The organism is Pseudodesulfovibrio sediminis, from assembly GCF_020886695.1.
Classification (GTDB): Bacteria; Desulfobacterota; Desulfovibrionia; order Desulfovibrionales; family Desulfovibrionaceae; genus Pseudodesulfovibrio; species Pseudodesulfovibrio sediminis.
Genome location: NZ_AP024485.1, coordinates 3392931 through 3410037 on the forward strand (window position 1 = coordinate 3392931; position 17107 = coordinate 3410037).

7 protein-coding genes are annotated in these 17107 nt (G+C 54.3%); all 7 read left to right on the top strand.

Annotation, left to right across the window (positions count from 1 at the left end):
• Positions 1-1363 precede the first annotated feature (1363 nt).
• The 7 genes from fdnG to SRBAKS_RS15975 all read left to right on the top strand — a co-directional run bounded on the left by fdnG (position 1364) and on the right by SRBAKS_RS15975 (position 16933).
• Positions 1364-4420, top strand: a complete 3057-nt coding sequence (gene fdnG / locus SRBAKS_RS15935) for a formate dehydrogenase-N subunit alpha (protein WP_229591884.1) — start codon at positions 1364-1366, stop codon at positions 4418-4420.
• Between the two features lie 10 nt (positions 4421-4430).
• Positions 4431-5156 carry a 4Fe-4S dicluster domain-containing protein gene (locus SRBAKS_RS15940; protein WP_229591885.1) on the top strand — a complete coding sequence of 242 codons (726 nt, stop codon included), beginning with the start codon at positions 4431-4433 and terminating at the stop codon, positions 5154-5156.
• 180 nt (positions 5157-5336) lie between these two features.
• Positions 5337-6478, top strand: a protein-coding gene (locus tag SRBAKS_RS15945; RefSeq protein WP_430708947.1) for an IS3 family transposase whose coding sequence is annotated in 2 segments (ribosomal slippage) — positions 5337-5601 and positions 5601-6478 — 1143 coding nt in all. Because the reading frame shifts where the segments join, the coding sequence is not laid out codon by codon here.
• A gap of 1051 nt (positions 6479-7529) precedes the next feature.
• A complete protein-coding gene (locus SRBAKS_RS15960; RefSeq protein ID WP_283816489.1) occupies positions 7530-11834 on the top strand; it encodes a beta strand repeat-containing protein in 4305 nt (1434 codons plus the stop codon).
• Between the two features lie 212 nt (positions 11835-12046).
• Positions 12047-14221 carry a type I secretion system permease/ATPase gene (locus SRBAKS_RS15965; RefSeq protein ID WP_229591887.1) on the top strand — a complete coding sequence of 725 codons (2175 nt, stop codon included), beginning with the start codon at positions 12047-12049 and terminating at the stop codon, positions 14219-14221.
• Positions 14221-15636 (top strand): HlyD family type I secretion periplasmic adaptor subunit, encoded by a 1416-nt coding sequence (locus tag SRBAKS_RS15970; RefSeq protein ID WP_229591888.1) that lies wholly within the window; start codon positions 14221-14223, stop codon positions 15634-15636. The genes SRBAKS_RS15965 and SRBAKS_RS15970 overlap by 1 nt, the downstream gene beginning before the upstream one ends.
• A gap of 67 nt (positions 15637-15703) precedes the next feature.
• Positions 15704-16933: a glycosyltransferase gene (locus tag SRBAKS_RS15975; RefSeq protein ID WP_229591889.1), complete on the top strand. Its 1230-nt coding sequence runs from the start codon at positions 15704-15706 to the stop codon at positions 16931-16933.
• The last annotated feature ends 174 nt before the right edge of the window (positions 16934-17107 follow it).

Below are 17107 nucleotides of genomic sequence, written 5' to 3' on the forward strand. Positions count from 1 at the left end.
CCGCGTGCAAAGCTGGCCTGTTTCCTGAAAACGAGATCGCCGCACACGTACCACTGTGGGCCTATGGAGCCGAATTCATTTTGAGTTGAATGGTTGCTGTTGAATTTTTTCTCTTATACCGTTTCTCAATTTCTTCGGGTGGATATTGCACTCCGTCCAGATCTAGGAGGTTCTCGATCAATGGCTCAAGTTTATCCCCTTGATCCGTATGGGAACTAGCTCAAGTACTTTGCGGGTCCTAATGTTTTTTGGGCAACTTCTTATCACTCTCCAGGCCGCCCTGTTCGCATTTGCCTTGCGGAACAACTTCCGGCGCTAGCCATCCCTATTCCCCCAAAATTAAGCCCCCGGCTGAGTCTTTCTGCCGGGGGCCTCTTTCATGCTTCCCTGTTCATTTGGTGTTGGGTGTGTGTCAGCAAAGGAAGAAGGGTAAAGAGAGAATCATTACTAGGTGGATGCGCACTCATATTGATGTCAGCTACGCCCCACTAAACACGAGAAAGCGTCTGGAAATACCCCTTGAAATGAGTGAACCTGTTTTTACTGTTTTGTATGTCATCGTAAAAATGTGGTTTTTGGTACATTGTGGGGCAGTGGGTATTTGCCTTTTCGATTTCAGAAATAGATTATGCCTATGTGAGCATAATTGTGTGAAATCATTACATTGTTCTGTTTAATTGCTTGTGTATGTCTGCGGGGCTAAACCAATCATAGTTAGGAAAGTCGGCTGAGATCCTGGGGAGTATTTGGAGATTGGTGCTCAATGTGAGCGAGCCTCTTGGAAGACTCAGACTCGGTCCTTCCTGAACAGGATGCAATCCAGGTAGAGAGCAGATGCATAGAATCGAACGCATACATCTCGTCGGGCCAGGCCTTCTGGTCCGACGACTCTGAAGGGGGCCGTATGGGTACCAGGACTGGTTCCCTTCGATCCCTGCTCCCGGGAGCATCCTCACCGCACGCGCGGCTTTCGCCGTTCGCTAACACCTTTCCCGTATCCTATTCCCTTTGGGAACCCGTGGTTCCTGTCGCCGTCAGGCTCTGCCTGAGGGGCTTTTCGCATTCCTTGAGAACAACCCTGGTCAGCAGGGATTGTCATACCGTCAATGGAGGATTCGATGTCCGTGTCAATTCGTAACACATCATCAGCCGTCCCAAGTGCTGTCTGCGCGCCTTTTTCCGGCCTTGGACACGCAACGGAAGCGGTCATGCGTTGTGCCGAATGCCTGTGCGTTCTCTGGGAGGTCGTCGCTGCGGTTATGCCGCCGGCCTTTCAGCCTGCCGGAGCATATGGCTACGCACTGCAATGCCATCTGGGACGAGAAACAAGAGCTGGGTGACCAACAAAATCAAAGGAGTAAGTATGAAAGTCAACAGGAGAAGCTTTCTTCAACTGACCGCTGCCACCGTCGTTTCAACGGCGTTCGGTGGGCTTGGGGCTGAATGCGTCGCCAAGGCCGGGGAGATGCCCGACCGCGTGGCCGCCCTTGAACCGAAGTGGAGCAAGCAGACCACTTCAGTATGCTGCTACTGCGCCGTTGGATGTGGCCTGATCGTCAACACCGATCTCAAAACCAAACGGGCCATCAATGTCGAGGGTGATCCCGATCATCCTATCAACGAGGGCGCGACCTGCGCCAAGGGCGCTTCCATATGGCAATTGGCCGAGAACGGCGAGCGGCCGAAACGCCCCTTGTACCGCGCCCCGTATTCTTCGGAATGGAAAGAGGTCTCTTGGGAATGGGCGCTCGACGAAATTGCCAAGCGTGTCAAAAAGACGCGTGATGCCAGCTTCACGGAAAAGAACGCGAAGGGGCAGGTGGTTAACCGTTGTAACGGACTTGCATCCGTCGGTTCCGCCGCCATCGATAACGAAGAATGCTGGACGTTCCAGGCTATGCTTCGCGCGCTTGGGTTGGTCTATGTTGAGCATCAGGCACGCATCTGCCACAGCTCCACCGTGGCGGCTCTGGCCGAGAGCTTTGGCCGCGGCGCCATGACCAACCACTGGAACGACATCGCCAACAGCGACTGTATTCTGGTCATGGGGAGCAACGCGGCCGAGAACCATCCGATCTCGTTCAAGTGGGTGACCAAGGCAATGACAAACGGGGCCAAGTTGATCAGCGTTGACCCGAGATTCACCCGTACTTCCTCCAAAGCTGATCTCTATTGCCAAATCCGGGCGGGCTCCGACATCGCGGTGCTCGGCGGTATGATCAAGTACATACTGGACAACGATCTGATCCAGAAAGACTACGTGGTCAGTCACACCAACGCGCCTTTCATTGTCAGCGACAAGTTCTCGTTCGAAGATGGCCTTTTCAGCGGGTACCATAAAAATCGTGAAGAAGCCGATTATGTCGGGGCTTACGACAAGACCCAGTGGGCTTTTGAGAAGGGCGCCGATGGCCTCCCCATGAAGGACGAAACGCTCAAGCATCCCCGTTGTGTCTACAACCTGCTCAAGGAACACTATGCCCGCTACGATGTGGACAAAGTGGTCAGCGTTTCCGGTATAGACAAGGCCAACCTGCTTGAATTCTACAAACTCTATTCCGCCACGGGCAAGCCGGACAAGGCGGGCACGATCATGTACGCCATGGGCTGGACCCAGCATACCGTCGGCGTCCAGTATATCCGCACCATGGCCATGGTCCAGTTGCTGCTTGGCAACATCGGTGTGGCAGGAGGCGGTGTCAACGCCCTTCGCGGCGAGTCGAACGTTCAGGGGTCCACGGACCACTGTCTGTTGTGGCACATCCTGCCCGGCTATCTGGCCACTCCCAATGCGGGGCTCAAGACATATACGGAGTATGTCGATGCCAAGGCAAAGCCTCATTTGGAAGGCGCCAAAGATCCCAAGAGTGCTGCATGGTGGCAGTATTATCCCAAGTATATGGCGAGCTTCCTCAAGGCCATGTATCCCGAGGCGTCTCTTGATGATGCCTATGCTTGGCTCCCCAAAGCCGAGGACGGCAAGACCTACACCTGGCTTCAGTTGTTCGAGGCAATGGATAAGAAGGAATTCAGCGGTTTCTTTGCCTGGGGCATGAACCCCGCGTGCGGCGGCGCCAATGCCGGGAAGAACAGGAGGGCGATGGCCAATCTGGACTGGATGGTCAACGTCAATATCTTCGACAACGAGACCGGCTCCTTCTGGCGTGGTCCCGGCATGGATCCGAAGACGATCAAAACGGAAGTCTTCTTCCTCCCCTGTGCCGTGTCCATTGAAAAGGAAGGGTCCATCACCAACTCCGGTCGCTGGATGCAGTGGCGCTATCAGGGACCTGTGCCCAGAGGCGAGTCCAAGACGGACGGTCATATTCTGACCGAGCTTTTCGACAAGATCCGGTCGCTTTATGCCGATCAGGGCGGAGCATTCTCCGAGCCGATCGCGCAGCTGTCCGTGGACAAGTGGAAGGCGCACGGCGAGTTCAACGCCCATGAGGTCGCGAAGTTGATCAACGGCTACTTCCTCAAGGATGTGACCATCAAGGGCAAGACCTACAAGAAGGGGACCCTGGTGCCGAGTTTTGCCATGCTGCAGGATGACGGCTCCACCTGTTCCGGCAACTGGCTCTATTGCAACTCATACACTGAGAACGGCAATATGGCTGCCCGCCGTAACAGCGAACAGACCCCCGAGCAGGAAAAAATCGGCTTGTTCTCGAACTGGTCGTGGTGCTGGCCGGTGAACCGCCGGATCATCTATAACCGGGCTTCATGTGACAACACGGGTACTCCTTACGCACCGCAGAAGCCGGTCGTCTCCTGGAACGGTAAAAAGTGGATCGGTGATATTCCCGATGGCGGCTGGGCTCCCGGCACCAAGTATGCCTTCATTATGAAGCCGCACGGTCACGGTCACATCTTCGGCCCCGGTCGTCAGGACGGCCCCTTCCCCGAGCACTATGAGCCAATGGAAACACCGTTCAAGGCGCATGAACTCTCGGATCAGCTCAACAACCCCACGGCGTTGCGGTTTGCTCATGAAACGCTGGCAGTGGCCGATCCCAAGTATCCCTATGTCGCCATCACCTATCGTGTGACCGAGCATTGGCAGACCGGTCTGATGACACGCCACACCCCGTGGCTGCTCGAGGCCATGCCGCAGATGTTCGTTGAAATGAGCGAGGAGTTGGCAAAGAAGAAGGGTATCGAAAATGGCGAAAAGGTCATGGTCGATTCCATCCGGGGCAAACTCTGGGCCGTCGCCATGGTGACCAAGCGAATGCATCCGCTCAAGGTCATGGGTAAAACCGTCTACCAGATCGGGCTGCCGTGGTGCTTCGGCTGGCAGATGCCTCATGATGGCAGTGGTGGTGATTCCGCCAATCTGTTGACCCCGTCCGTTGGTGATCCCAACACTGGTATCCCTGAAACCAAGGTCTTTGTGGCCAACGTCCACAAGATGTAAGGAGAACGTAATGAACGGTAAATCATTCCTCGTTGACCTGACCCGTTGCACGGCATGTCGCGGCTGTCAGGTCGCCTGCAAGCAATGGAAGAAGCTCCCGGCAGAGAAAACAACCAATTGGGGCTCATATCAGAATCCCAAGGATTTATCTGCAGATACGATTCGCCTTGTCCGTTTTTCGGAAGTTGTGGTCGAAGGGAAATTACATTGGGTTTTCTTCCCGGAACAATGTCGCCACTGCGTGGAAGCCCCGTGCTCCACTGTGCCCGACAATCCCGGAGCAATCCTGCATGACAAGGAAACCGGAGCGGTGGTGTATACAGAACTCACTGCCAAGGAAGATGGGGAGTCCATTCGCGGATCATGTCCTTATGACATCCCCAGAGTGAACCCCGAAACCGGCGTTGTGACAAAGTGCGACATGTGCATTGATCGGGTCCGTGCTGGCAAGCTTCCGGCCTGTGTTCAGGCTTGCCCCACCGGCACCATGAACTTCGGTGATCGTGAGGATATGCTCAAGTTGGCAGAAGAACGGCTTGCGGCTGTTCAAGAGAGGCACCCCCAGGCCATGTTGGTGGACCCGGAAGAAACCAGGGTCATCTACCTCGCTGCCATTGCTCCGGAAAGCTATTATCCATTTCTGGAAGCAGATGCGTCCGACGTTCTCCCCGATTCCATGACCAGAAAGCAGCTTCTGGCCAAACTGGGGGCACCCATACGGAATATGCGTTCATAGAGCTCACTCTGTCTTAAGAAGGGGTCTCACCTCCTCTCCGTCGGCCCGGCTTTTGTCGGGCCGACTTTTTCATGGGGATCGTCGAAAGGTCTCAGTCTGACCTGCTCCCGTGAAATAGGTCCACCGACAGTGTGGGTTTTCTGGCGAAATCGACTATCAAAATAGTAGGAGGATTTCGTCGTGAAAAGATCAAGGTACACCGAAGAACAAATCGCCTTTGCTCTGCGCCAAGCCGAGCACGGGACCCCAGTGAAGGAAGTAATCCGCAAAATGGGGATCAGCGAGCAGACCTTCTACCGCTGGAAAAAGAAGTACGGAGGTCTCGGCACCAGCGAGCTTCGCCGCCTGAAAATGCTCGAAGACGAAAACCGCAAACTCAAACAAATGGTAGCGGATCTGAGTCTGGACAAAGTCATGCTTCAGGACGTGCTGTCAAAAAAGCTTTAAGGCCTGGTCTTCGCAGGGAATTGGTGGATGGCCTTAGAGCCGACTACGATGTGAGCATCCGTCAGGCATGCCGTATCGCGCTCATCTCCCGGTCGCTGTATACTTACCAACGAAGGACCGACGATCAGGCCGAGCTCCGCATGAGAATCTGTGAAATCGCCGCTACCAGGGTCCGTTATGGCTACCGGCGCATCCATGTTTTGCTTCGTCGAGAGGGCTGGGAGATTAACCATAAGCGCGTATATCGCCTCTACAAGGAGGAGGAACTATTACTCCGCAGCAAACGTCCCAAACGCATCGTGAGCGCTATGCACCGTGAAAAGGCAGTAAGCGCAACGCGACCTGACGAGGTGTGGTCTATGGACTTCATGAGCGATGCTCTGTTTGATGGCCGTAGGCTAAGGTTGATGACCGTAGTCGACAACTATACGCGGGAAAGCCTTGCCATTGAGGCTGGACAGGGAATTACGGGTGAACACGTGACCGACGTGCTTACCAGGATAGCCCATGGTCGCTCGCTGCCAGCTCGCATCAAGTGCGACAACGGACCGGAATTCACTTCAAAGGCCTTGGACAAATGGGCCTATGAACACCACGTTGAACTGGACTTTTCCAGGCCGGGAAAGCCTACAGACAACGGATATATTGAATCATTCAACGGTCGCTTCAGGGACGAATGCCTCAATGTGAACTGGTTCTTGTCTCTGAAGGATGCCCAGCGTAAAGTCGAAGCATGGAGGCAGGACTACAATGTGAGTCGGCCTCACTCTTCACTGGGCAACCTGACGCCTGTGGAGTTTGCCATCCATTCCGGGCAATTGCCCGGAATGGATGGGCTGGAAAGACGCCGGGAACTCATACAAGCCCGGACCTAAAACGGGGGCATCTCCAACCGACCCGGAGTCTCTACTCGTAACTGGCCCTAAGATGGGGGACTTTACAACTTAAAGAGAGTCCCTCTTCTTGATATGTTACTGTAGAACATAGCCCAAGAGTATTTAGTTATAGTACCGATTACGTCAATTCTAACGTCCCGTAATGACCTTGTGAATGCTACCGCTTTTTCTGTGACACCCCAGCGTGAAGTTGCTATAGCACCTGCCAGTCCAAAGAAGCCTCTGCCAAATTTACTAATTCGTTGCACATCTTTCAGAGATTTCGGCATGTCAGTTACCCTGTCTCGTTAGCTCGTTAAATATGTTGTACGATAATTCCTTTATCGTATTTATCCTAGGCTTAGCATAAAGGGCTCTGAGCAACGCCATATCATACGATGTAATTCCGCGCATTTTATCTGGCTGAAATAGCTGCGAATCCGCTGTGTATTCGACTCCAGGCGGGAAGGGGGGGCAGGTCATTGTGGGAGAGTAATAAAGTCGTTAACGGCACACTAAAGTCTTAAACATAAGCCGCTCCTGGCTGCTATTAAAGGTAGTAAAACAGGAACGGCTTTTATGGTCAAACGACAGTCTCCCTCCGAGGCAACGCTTCAGCATTGGCTGAAAGAGGGCCGCGGAAGCGGCAGGAGAACCGCGCTCCACCTTCAATTTTGCTGCCGAACTGTCCAAACAATCGGAACTGCCTCAGCTTGCCCACTGATGTCCATCTTTCTGTCTGTTTTTAATGTGGTCACATAGCACTTTTATTGATCTTTCAACCATTCACTTGCTGAACTAATAAAAAAAACACTTTCCTTAATATTTTTTTTCCCTATAACAAATGTATTGTGTCAAAAAAGGCATCATGCAATCACTATAGGATACATTCGTAACATAGTTTTTGTATAGGCGGCAGCCTTCAAGTATGAATTTTCAGTTGTCTCAATCTTCTTGACGGTTGTATCATGGTTGTCATCTTTGGGCTTTGAGTCTCTGCTGTGGGCCAGAAGAAGCCTGCAGTCTTACCTGCACGCAAAAGGAGAAAGCAGTGTCAGATAGTTACAATTCAGATGGTATGAATACCTCATTTTCTCTTTCCACGGACGCGTCCGCTTCTGGCGGAGGCAATATCCTTTGGGGAACCGAAAACAATGACGTTTTGACCGCGACAGCAGACACAACCTCTGTACAGGGACTCGGTGGCGACGACACCTTGTACGGATTCCAAGGAGGAATGCCCACTGCGAGCAACGCGAGCCTTGACGGCGGTGCGGGCAATGACATTGTCTACGGCGGTGCCGGAAACGAAATCATCAGCGGAGGGTTCGGGGACGATACCCTTTCTGGCGGAGCTGGAAACGACGTTATTCATGGATTTCAAATCGGCAGCTCATCCGTGGCCAGTGGCGCGGGCGGAGATATCATGTCCGGCGGGCTTGGAGACGACACACTCTATGGTGGGGCAGGAAGTGATACTTACAAATATGAACTGGGTGACGGGAATGACGTCATCCAGGATGACGGGGCAGCCAGTGATGTCGATGTCCTGAAGCTGGGCGAAGGCATTACCAAGGATTCCATCACGATTTCCCGTGGTTCTATTGAGGATCCCTGGTCCGGAACCATCAATGAAAACTATCTTGTACTTACCTTTGCGGACGGCGGTACAGTTCGCTGGGACGGAAGCGTTGAGCAGATTCAATTCGCGGATGGCTCTATTTGGACTTCCGACGAGATCTTCAGCGAGTATTTGGCTTCAGCCGCTACCGGCGGCGATGATACCATTGAAGGGTTTGATGGCAATAACGATAAAATCGTCGGCGGGGCAGGAAACGATTACCTCTCTGGCATGGGCGGTGACGACACTCTGGTCGGCGGTACCGGGAATGACACCATGAACGGCGGTGCTGGCAGTGACAGATATGAATACAACCTTGGTGACGGGCAAGACGTCATATACGACTATGCTGAAGAGGGGGAGAGCAATACGGTCGTCCTCGGCGAGGGGATAACCAAAGACTCTGTTACTATTTCCAGGTTATCATCCTATTCGAGTGATCTGAAACTCAATTTGGCGGAAGGTGGAAGCCTCCAGATAACAGAAGGCATCAATACGGTTCTGTTTGCCGACGGGAGCTCCTGGGGCTACGATGAATTGAAGCAACTCTATCTGGATCAGGCCGGAACCGACGGTGACGACAGCATCAAGGGGTTCAACGGCAACGATACGTTGGCTGGAGGAAAAGGCAACGACACGCTGAATGGTTCTTACGGAAGTGATATCTACCGGTATAACCTCGGTGATGGAAACGATATAATCAAGGAGAGCGGTTACTCCTCAAGCGATGTAGACACCCTCGAGCTGGGTGCGGGCATCGAAAAAGAGAGCGTCACCGTCACCCGTACTTCCCCGTATTCCAGCGACTACATCCTCACGTTTGCCGACGGCGGCTCAGTCCAGGTCAACAGCCGCATGGAACAAATCAGTTTTGCTGACGGCACGGTTTGGACACAGTCGGACCTGCAGGGGCAGTATTTGGCCAATGCAGGGACTGTTGGTGATGATTACATCCGCGGCTTCGACAGCGATGACACTTTGGCTGGCGGCCTGGGGAACGACACTCTAGAGGGACGGAACGGCAGCGACACCTATGTCTACAATCTCGGTGACGGCAACGACACCATCCAGGATTACGGATACGGCTCCGGTGACGTGGACATCCTTAGCTTCGGCGCGGGCATTACCTTTGATTCCCTGTCGGTGGAAAAACGCGATGAGAATGGAACCCAGCTGGTGGTCACTCTGGCCGACGGCGGGACTGTCATTCTGGATAACCAGATTGAAATGGTTCAGTTCGCAGATGGGTCTACGGCGACCTATGAAGATATCAGGATATTGAGCGAACCCAAAATCATCACCGGCACGGTCGGCGATGATTATCTCAATGCGGAATTTGATACCGATATAGTTGATGGCCTGAGCGGCAACGATACTATCTACGGCTATTCCGGAAACAACTCTACCGCCAGCAATGCCGCACTCATGGGCAATGACGGGAATGATGTCATTTATGGCGGCACCGGAACGGATATCATATACGGTGGAGCGGGCGAAGACTCTTTGTACGGCAGAGACGGCAACGACCTTATATATGGGTACCAAGGTGCTCCGATTGAGGGCTATTTGCCTGAAACTAGCGATCCCGACGGCAGCGATTACTTGAACGGCGGCAACGGCAACGACACCCTGATCGGTGGTTTCGGCAACGACACGCTTATGGGCGGCAGCGGCAATGACGTGCTCATCTCCGCAAGCAATGCCGGAGGTGCCGTGATTGATGTCGATGCCACAATCACTGCGGCCAATGCGTCCTTCAGCCTGAACTCGGAATCAGTTGCCAGCGGTGCCGGTGGCGACAGCTACCTGAACGGCGGCAACGGCGACGACACCCTGGTTGGCGGTTTGGGCAACGACACCCTCTTTGGCGGCAACGATGACGACCTCCTGGCCGGAGGGGCCGGCGACGACAAGCTGTTCGGCGGAGATGGCACCGACACCCTGGTCGGTGGTTCCGGCAACGACAAGCTGTACGGCGGCAGCGGCAATGATGTGCTCATCGCCGGACAGACCGCAAGCAATGCCGGAGGCGCCGTGATTGATGTTGATGCCGCAATCACTGCGGCCAATGCGTCCTTCAGCCTGAACTCGGAATCAGTTGCCAGCGGTGCCGGTGGCGACAGCTACCTGAACGGCGGCAACGGCGACGACACTCTGGTTGGCGCTTTGGGCAACGACACCCTCTTTGGCGGCAACGATGATGACCTTCTGGTCGGAGGGGCCGGCGACGACAAGCTGTACGGCGGAGATGGCACCGACACCCTGATCGGTGGTTCCGGCAACGACAAGCTGTTCGGCGGCAACGGTAATGATGTGCTCATCTCCGGGCAGACCGCAAGCAATGCCGGAGGCGCCGTGATTGATGTCGATGCCGCAATCACTGCGGCCAATGCGTCCTTCAGCCTGAACTCGGAATCAGTTGCCAGCGGTGCCGGTGGCGACAGCTACTTGAACGGCGGCAACGGCGAGGACACCCTGGTTGGCGGTTTGGGCAACGACACCCTCTTTGGCGGCAACGATGACGACAAACTTTATGGCGGCCAAGGGAACGACGCTCTCTTCGGCGGCACCGGCAACGACCTCCTGGACGGAGGAGCCGGCGATGACAAGCTGTACGGCGGAGATGGCGCCGACACTCTGAACGGTGGTTCCGGCAACGACAAGCTGTTCGGCGGCAACGGCAATGATGTGCTCATCTCCGGGCAGACCGCAAGCAATGCCGGAGGCGCCGTGATTGGTGTTGATGCCGCAATCACTGCGGCCAATGCGTCCTTCAGCCTGAACTCGGAATCAGTTGCCAGCGGTGCCGGTGGCGACAGCTACCTGAACGGCGGCAACGGCGAGGACACCCTGGTTGGCGGTTTGGGCAACGACACCCTCTTTGGCGGCAACGATGACGACAAACTTTATGGCGGCCAAGGGAACGACGCTCTCTTCGGCGGCAACGGCAACGACCTCCTGGACGGAGGGGCCGGCGATGACAAGCTGTACGGCGGAGATGACGCCGACACCCTGATAGGTGGACTTGGCAGCGATACGCTTATGGGCGGTAGCGGCAACGACGTGCTTTATGCCAACAAGGAAGTAACCGATCCATGGTCTATGGAATATGATTCTGCCAGCAATTATCTTAATGGCGGCAATGGAAACGACACCCTCCATGGCGCAATTGGCGATGACACCCTCATCGGCGGCGACGGCAATGACGTACTTTACGGCAATGAAGGCAAAGATGTCCTCTATGGGAATGACGGCAATGATTTGCTGCAAGGCGAATTTGGTGCCGATCAGTTGTATGGCGGCAATGGTGCCGACACCCTTGTCGGCGGGTATGGCAACGACACCCTGATCGGTGGCATGGGAGATGATGAGTATCGTTTCGATATGGCAGGCGGTCAAGACACCATCGTAGATAACGGCGGGAATGATAAAGTCGTGTTTGGAAGTGGCATTGAACAGGACGACCTGCTTTTCTCCAGGAGTAATAATGATCTGACAATAGGCGTTATCGGCTCTACCGACCGCCTGACGATAAATGGTTGGTATACCAGTTCCGATAAACAGGTCGAGTCGTTTGAACTCAGCGACGGGAGCCTGCTCTTGGCCGGCCAGGTACAGTCCCTAGTGGATGCCATGTCCGCTTACACGCCGAGTTCCGCAGGCGTACTGACCATACCTAACGATGTTCTGGATGATTTCCAAAACATCATCACGACCAACTGGCAGAAATCGTAAGCTCAGTGATTGACAAAAGGGGCTGCCCAAGGCGGCCCCTTTGTTTTATCTTCCCACAGACTCTGCAAGTAGACGATTCAAGGTTCACAATTTCAGGGAATTCCCTTAAAAAGTGCGGAATGGTTCGGCGGGCAACATCCTGTTTCTTTCGTGAGAACTCTGCAACACAAGGACATCTGCGCTGCCAATCGGCAGAGCTTAAGGCTATTTGAATGGGAAAAAAAACAAACCTGAACGACGAAGAAAAAAAAGACTCCACCCAGCAGGCAGATACGGGACTCATCTCCCTCATTTTACTGGCCCGTTATCACAGTGTCGCTGCAGACCCCGAGGGCATTCGCCACAAATTCGCCCCCCCGGATGAGCCCATGCAAGACGTGGACATCATGCGAGCAGCCAGGGCCCTGAGTCTCAAGGCCAAGGTCCTGCAAAGGGATTGTTCCAGTCTTGATAAGGTGCCGTTTCCGGCTATGGCCCAGATGAAGGATGGAACCTGGCTGATCTTGGGGGGAGCAGGAAACGATGATGTGCTTACCCAAGCTCCCGGCGAGCGAGGGGTGAAGAAGATTCCCCTGATCGAATTTGAGGAGTCCTGGTCCGGCAAGCTCATGCTTATCACCAAGCGCACTGCGCTGCCAGACGCCCTGCGGCAGTTCAACATATCCTGGTTCATCCCGGCACTGATCAAATACAAGCGGCTGTTCGGCGAGGTGTTGCTGCTCTCCTTTTTTCTGCAGCTTTTCGGGCTGGTGACACCGCTTTTTTTTCAGGTGGTCATCGACAAGGTGCTGGTGCACAAAGGACTGACCACCCTGGACGTATTGGCCATAGGCCTCATGGTCGTCTTCATCTTCGAGGTGGTCATGGGAGGCCTGCGCACCTGGCTTTTTTCCCACACCACCTACCGGGTGGACGTTACTCTCGGGGCTCAGCTTTTTTCCCATCTCGTTTCCCTGCCATTGGCGTATTTCAACGCCCGCCGCGTGGGCGACTCCGTTGCCCGCGTGCGTGAATTGGAAAATATCCGGCGTTTTTTGACCGGATCCACACTGACTGTGGTTCTGGACCTGCTGTTTACCGGCGTATTTCTTGTGGTTATGTTTTTTTACAGTTGGCAGCTTTCGTTCTTGGTTCTGGGCATCATGCCGTTCTACATCGGGCTTTCCGTATTCGTGACCCCGGTGCTGCGGAAACGCCTGGACGAAAAATTTCAGCGCGGAGCAGAGCAGCAGGCCTTTCTTGTAGAAACTATCAGCGGCGTGCAGACGCTCAAATCCATGGCAGTGGAACCACAGTTTCAGCGTCGCTGGGAAGATTTGTTGGCCGGATATGTGAAGTCCGCATTCCGCACCGACAACCTGGGCAACTTCGCGGTACAAGCCACAACTTTTTTGAGCAAACTGAGCACGCTGCTCATTCTTTGGATCGGTTCCCGCGCGGTTATTGACGGCGACCTGAGCGTAGGCCAACTCATTGCCTTCAACATGATGGCCGGGCGAATCAACAGCCCCATCCTACGCCTCTCCAAGGTCTGGCAGGATTTTCAGCAGGCCGGGGTTTCGCTTCAACGCCTGGGAGATATTCTCAACAACCCTACAGAGCCCGGCTACAACCCCAACCGCTCAACCCTCCCTTCGCTGCACGGGGATATCAAATTCGAGAACATCAGCTTTCGCTACCGTTCGGATACTCCTTTTGTGCTTCAGGACGTCAACCTTCACATCCGCAAAGGAGAAAGCGTAGGCATTGTTGGGCGTTCCGGGTCAGGCAAGAGCACATTGACCAACCTGGTACAGCGTCTGTTCGTGCCTGAAAAGGGACGGGTGCTGGTGGATGATATCGACCTGACTCTGGTGGATACAGCCTGGCTGCGGCGGCAGATTGGCGTTGTGCTCCAGGAAAATATGCTTTTCAACCGTTCCGTGCGCGACAACATTGCCTTGGCTGACCCCGGGGCGAGCATGGACCGGGTGGTGAATGCGGCCCAGCTGGCTGGGGCGCACGATTTCATTCTGGAATTGCCCGAGGGATACGATACCATCGTCGGAGAGCAGGGCACCGGGCTTTCCGGCGGGCAGCGCCAGCGCGTCGCCATTGCCCGTGCCCTCATGACCAACCCGCGGATTCTTATTCTGGACGAGGCCACCAGTGCCCTGGACTATGAGTCCGAGCATATCATTCAGCAGAATATGTCGGCCATCTCTTCGGGCAGGAGCGTGCTGATCATTGCCCACCGCCTGTCCACGGTCAAGGATTGCGACCGCATCGTAGTGGTGGAAAAAGGACAAATCGTGGAATCCGGCAGCCATGAGCAACTTGTGCGTACGGGCGGATATTACGCCAAGTTGTGGCAGTACCAATCCAAGGACCCCCGGGAGGCTGCGTGATGATCGGCGGGATAAAAGCGATGGTCAGGGAAAAGGTATTATCGCATGTGCCCACATTTATGGACAAGGCCAGAAAATGCCGGTTCAGCCACCCCACCACGGAGATGGAGTTCCTGCCTGCTGCTCTGGAAGTGGTGGAGACGCCTCCTTCGCCTATCGGCAGAGCTACAGCTTGGTGTATCATGATTTTGGCTGTTTTCCTTGTTGTCTGGGCCTCGCTCGGCAAAACGGACGTGGTGGCCGTGGCCGAAGGCAAGATCATCCCCAGTGGCATGGTCAAGACCATCCAGCCTTTGGAAGGCGGGGTAATCACCAGGATCAACGTTCGCGAAGGACAGACCGTCAAGGAAGGTGAGCCGCTTATCGAATTGGATACGACCACCAGTGGAGCGGATGTGGAAAGACTGAGGGGGCAATTGCAAGCTTCTCTGTTGGAAGAGGCCCGACTCAAAGCTCTTCTCCGTTGGGATCCCGAAAGAGAAAAAATGCCGGAATTGGTCATCCCGGAAGGAGTGGATTCGACGAATGTCCTTCAGGAAAGGCGATACCTCCTTCAGGCTGCGAAATCCCTGTCGGCCAAGCTCAAGGGGTATGACAACGAGATTCGCAGGCTGCAGGCCAGGATGCAGTCCGCTACGCATATAGTGGACAAGCTCAAGGAACAACTTCCCCTCGTCAACAAGAAAGCCCAAGCGCACAAGATTCTGTATGAACAGGATTTTGCTCCAGAAAGCGAATGGCTTCAGGTCGAGACCGAACGTATTGAGATCGTGCAGAATCTTAAGGCTGAGCAACAGGAACTGGCCGAGGCCGAGGCGGCTATTGATGTGGCTGAGGAACAGCGGCTCCAAGCCTTGTCCGAATACAGCCGCGACCTTCTTGAAGACAAAACCAAAGTCTCGACAGAAGTGGACTCCCTGACTCAAGAACTCAAAAAGGCCACTCGAAGCGACACCTTGCAGCGGATTGTCGCACCTGTGGACGGCAAGGTCATGAAGCTGGCCGTCCACACCATCGGCGGCGTGGTCACTCCGGCTCAAGAGCTTATGATCCTGGTACCCCGGAACTACCAACTGGAGATCGAGGCGCGGGTCAAAAACAAGGATATCGGATTCGTACGCGAGGGCCAGGCCGTGGGGATCAAGCTGGAGGCATTCCCCTTCACAGAATACGGCACCCTGGATGGCACTGTGAAGTCCGTATCTGGCGATGCCATCCAGACCGAAGAAGGCGACCTCTATTTTCTGGCGCGGGTGGCCATGAAACAGAGCTATATCGAGGTCAACGGAAAGCGCGTCAACCTGACTCCCGGCATGCATGCCTCCGCCGAGGTCAAGATTCGTCAACGCAGGCTCATTGAGTTCTTTCTTTCGCCATTGCTTAAATACGCCAACGAAAGCATGAAGGAGCGATGACAATCATGCTACTCACCTGTAGGATATTTAACGGGTACCAACCCACAGCAACAGCACGTGAAGCCCATTGAAACCAGAATCCATGCGTATCCTGATCACCCACTGCAACTTCCCGGCTCAATTCCGGCATATTGCCGCATACCTCGGCCGTAATCCGAAAAATGAGGTTGTGTTTGCCACCAAAAATCCGCGCCCGGAATGGAATATACCCGGAGTCGGCAAAGTCGCATTTCAGCCCGTTGAGAACCGTGCCGAAAGTCTCCACCCTCTGAGTCTGGGGGTGGACGAATCCGTGCGGCATGGCGCAGGACTGCTTGATACATGTCGCCAACTCAAAGCCAAGGGATTCAATCCAGACGTCATCCTGGGTCATTCCGGTTGGGGACAGACCATGTATCTCAAGGATGTCTTTCCCGATGCTCCGTTGGTGAATTATTTTGAATGGTACTACAATGCGGCTGGCCCCGAGACCCGACTTGATCATCGGGAAAAGAACGATACTGACCTGGCCATGCTTAGGATGCGAAACACCCCGATCCTGCATGACTTGGTATCATGTAGCGCAGGCGTGACCCCGACGGCTTTTCAACAGACTCAATTCCCGTCGGAATTTAAGGCCAAGATTCATCAAATTCACGACGGCATCGACACCCGCTACTTTGCACCCGACCCAAACATTTCCATTCAAAATTTACAGCTACCAGGTATTGATCTCACTGGTTGCACGGAGCTGCTGACCTACTGCGCGCGCGGCCTCGAGCCTTATCGCGGTTTTCCGCAGTTTTATCAGGCCTTGCCGGCTATTCTGTATGCCCGGCCCAGTTGCCATGTGCTCATCGTCGGCGAAGACCGGGCATGCTACAGCCCCAAGCTGACAGATGGCCGTACCTACAAGCAAGAGATGATAAAGCGGGTGCGTGTGGATGAAAGTCGGGTTCATTTCGTCGATCCCCTGCCATACGGCCTGTACAAAAAGGTGCTCCAAGCCTCCACGGCCCACGCCTACCTCACTTGGCCCTTCGTCCTATCCTGGTCCATGCTGGAAGCCATGAGCTGCGAATGCCTCATCGTAGGCTCGGACACAGAGCCAGTGCAGGAGGTGTTGCAAGATGGTCAAAACGGCCTTCTGACCTCTTTCACTGATCCGGACAAAATCGCTAAGAGCATGATCCAAGCCCTTGAACACGCACCGGACCTGCAGCACATCCGCAAAGCCGCACGTCGAACGATTCAGAACAAATATGATTTAGCGATCTGCCTACCAAAGCAAATCAAATTGCTTACCAGCTTGCTTTGACCTTAAGCCTATAGAAATGGGCCAACTTTGTTGGGTATGTGAGCTGTGTCTTTTGGAGAACCGCACGAAAGTTGCAATATGGACATCCGTTAAAGAATGAAAAACCATATTGTCCGGATATGTTCCGATAAGTCACCATGGCAATCGTTCAGAGAAGTGGGGTCACTTTGTCGG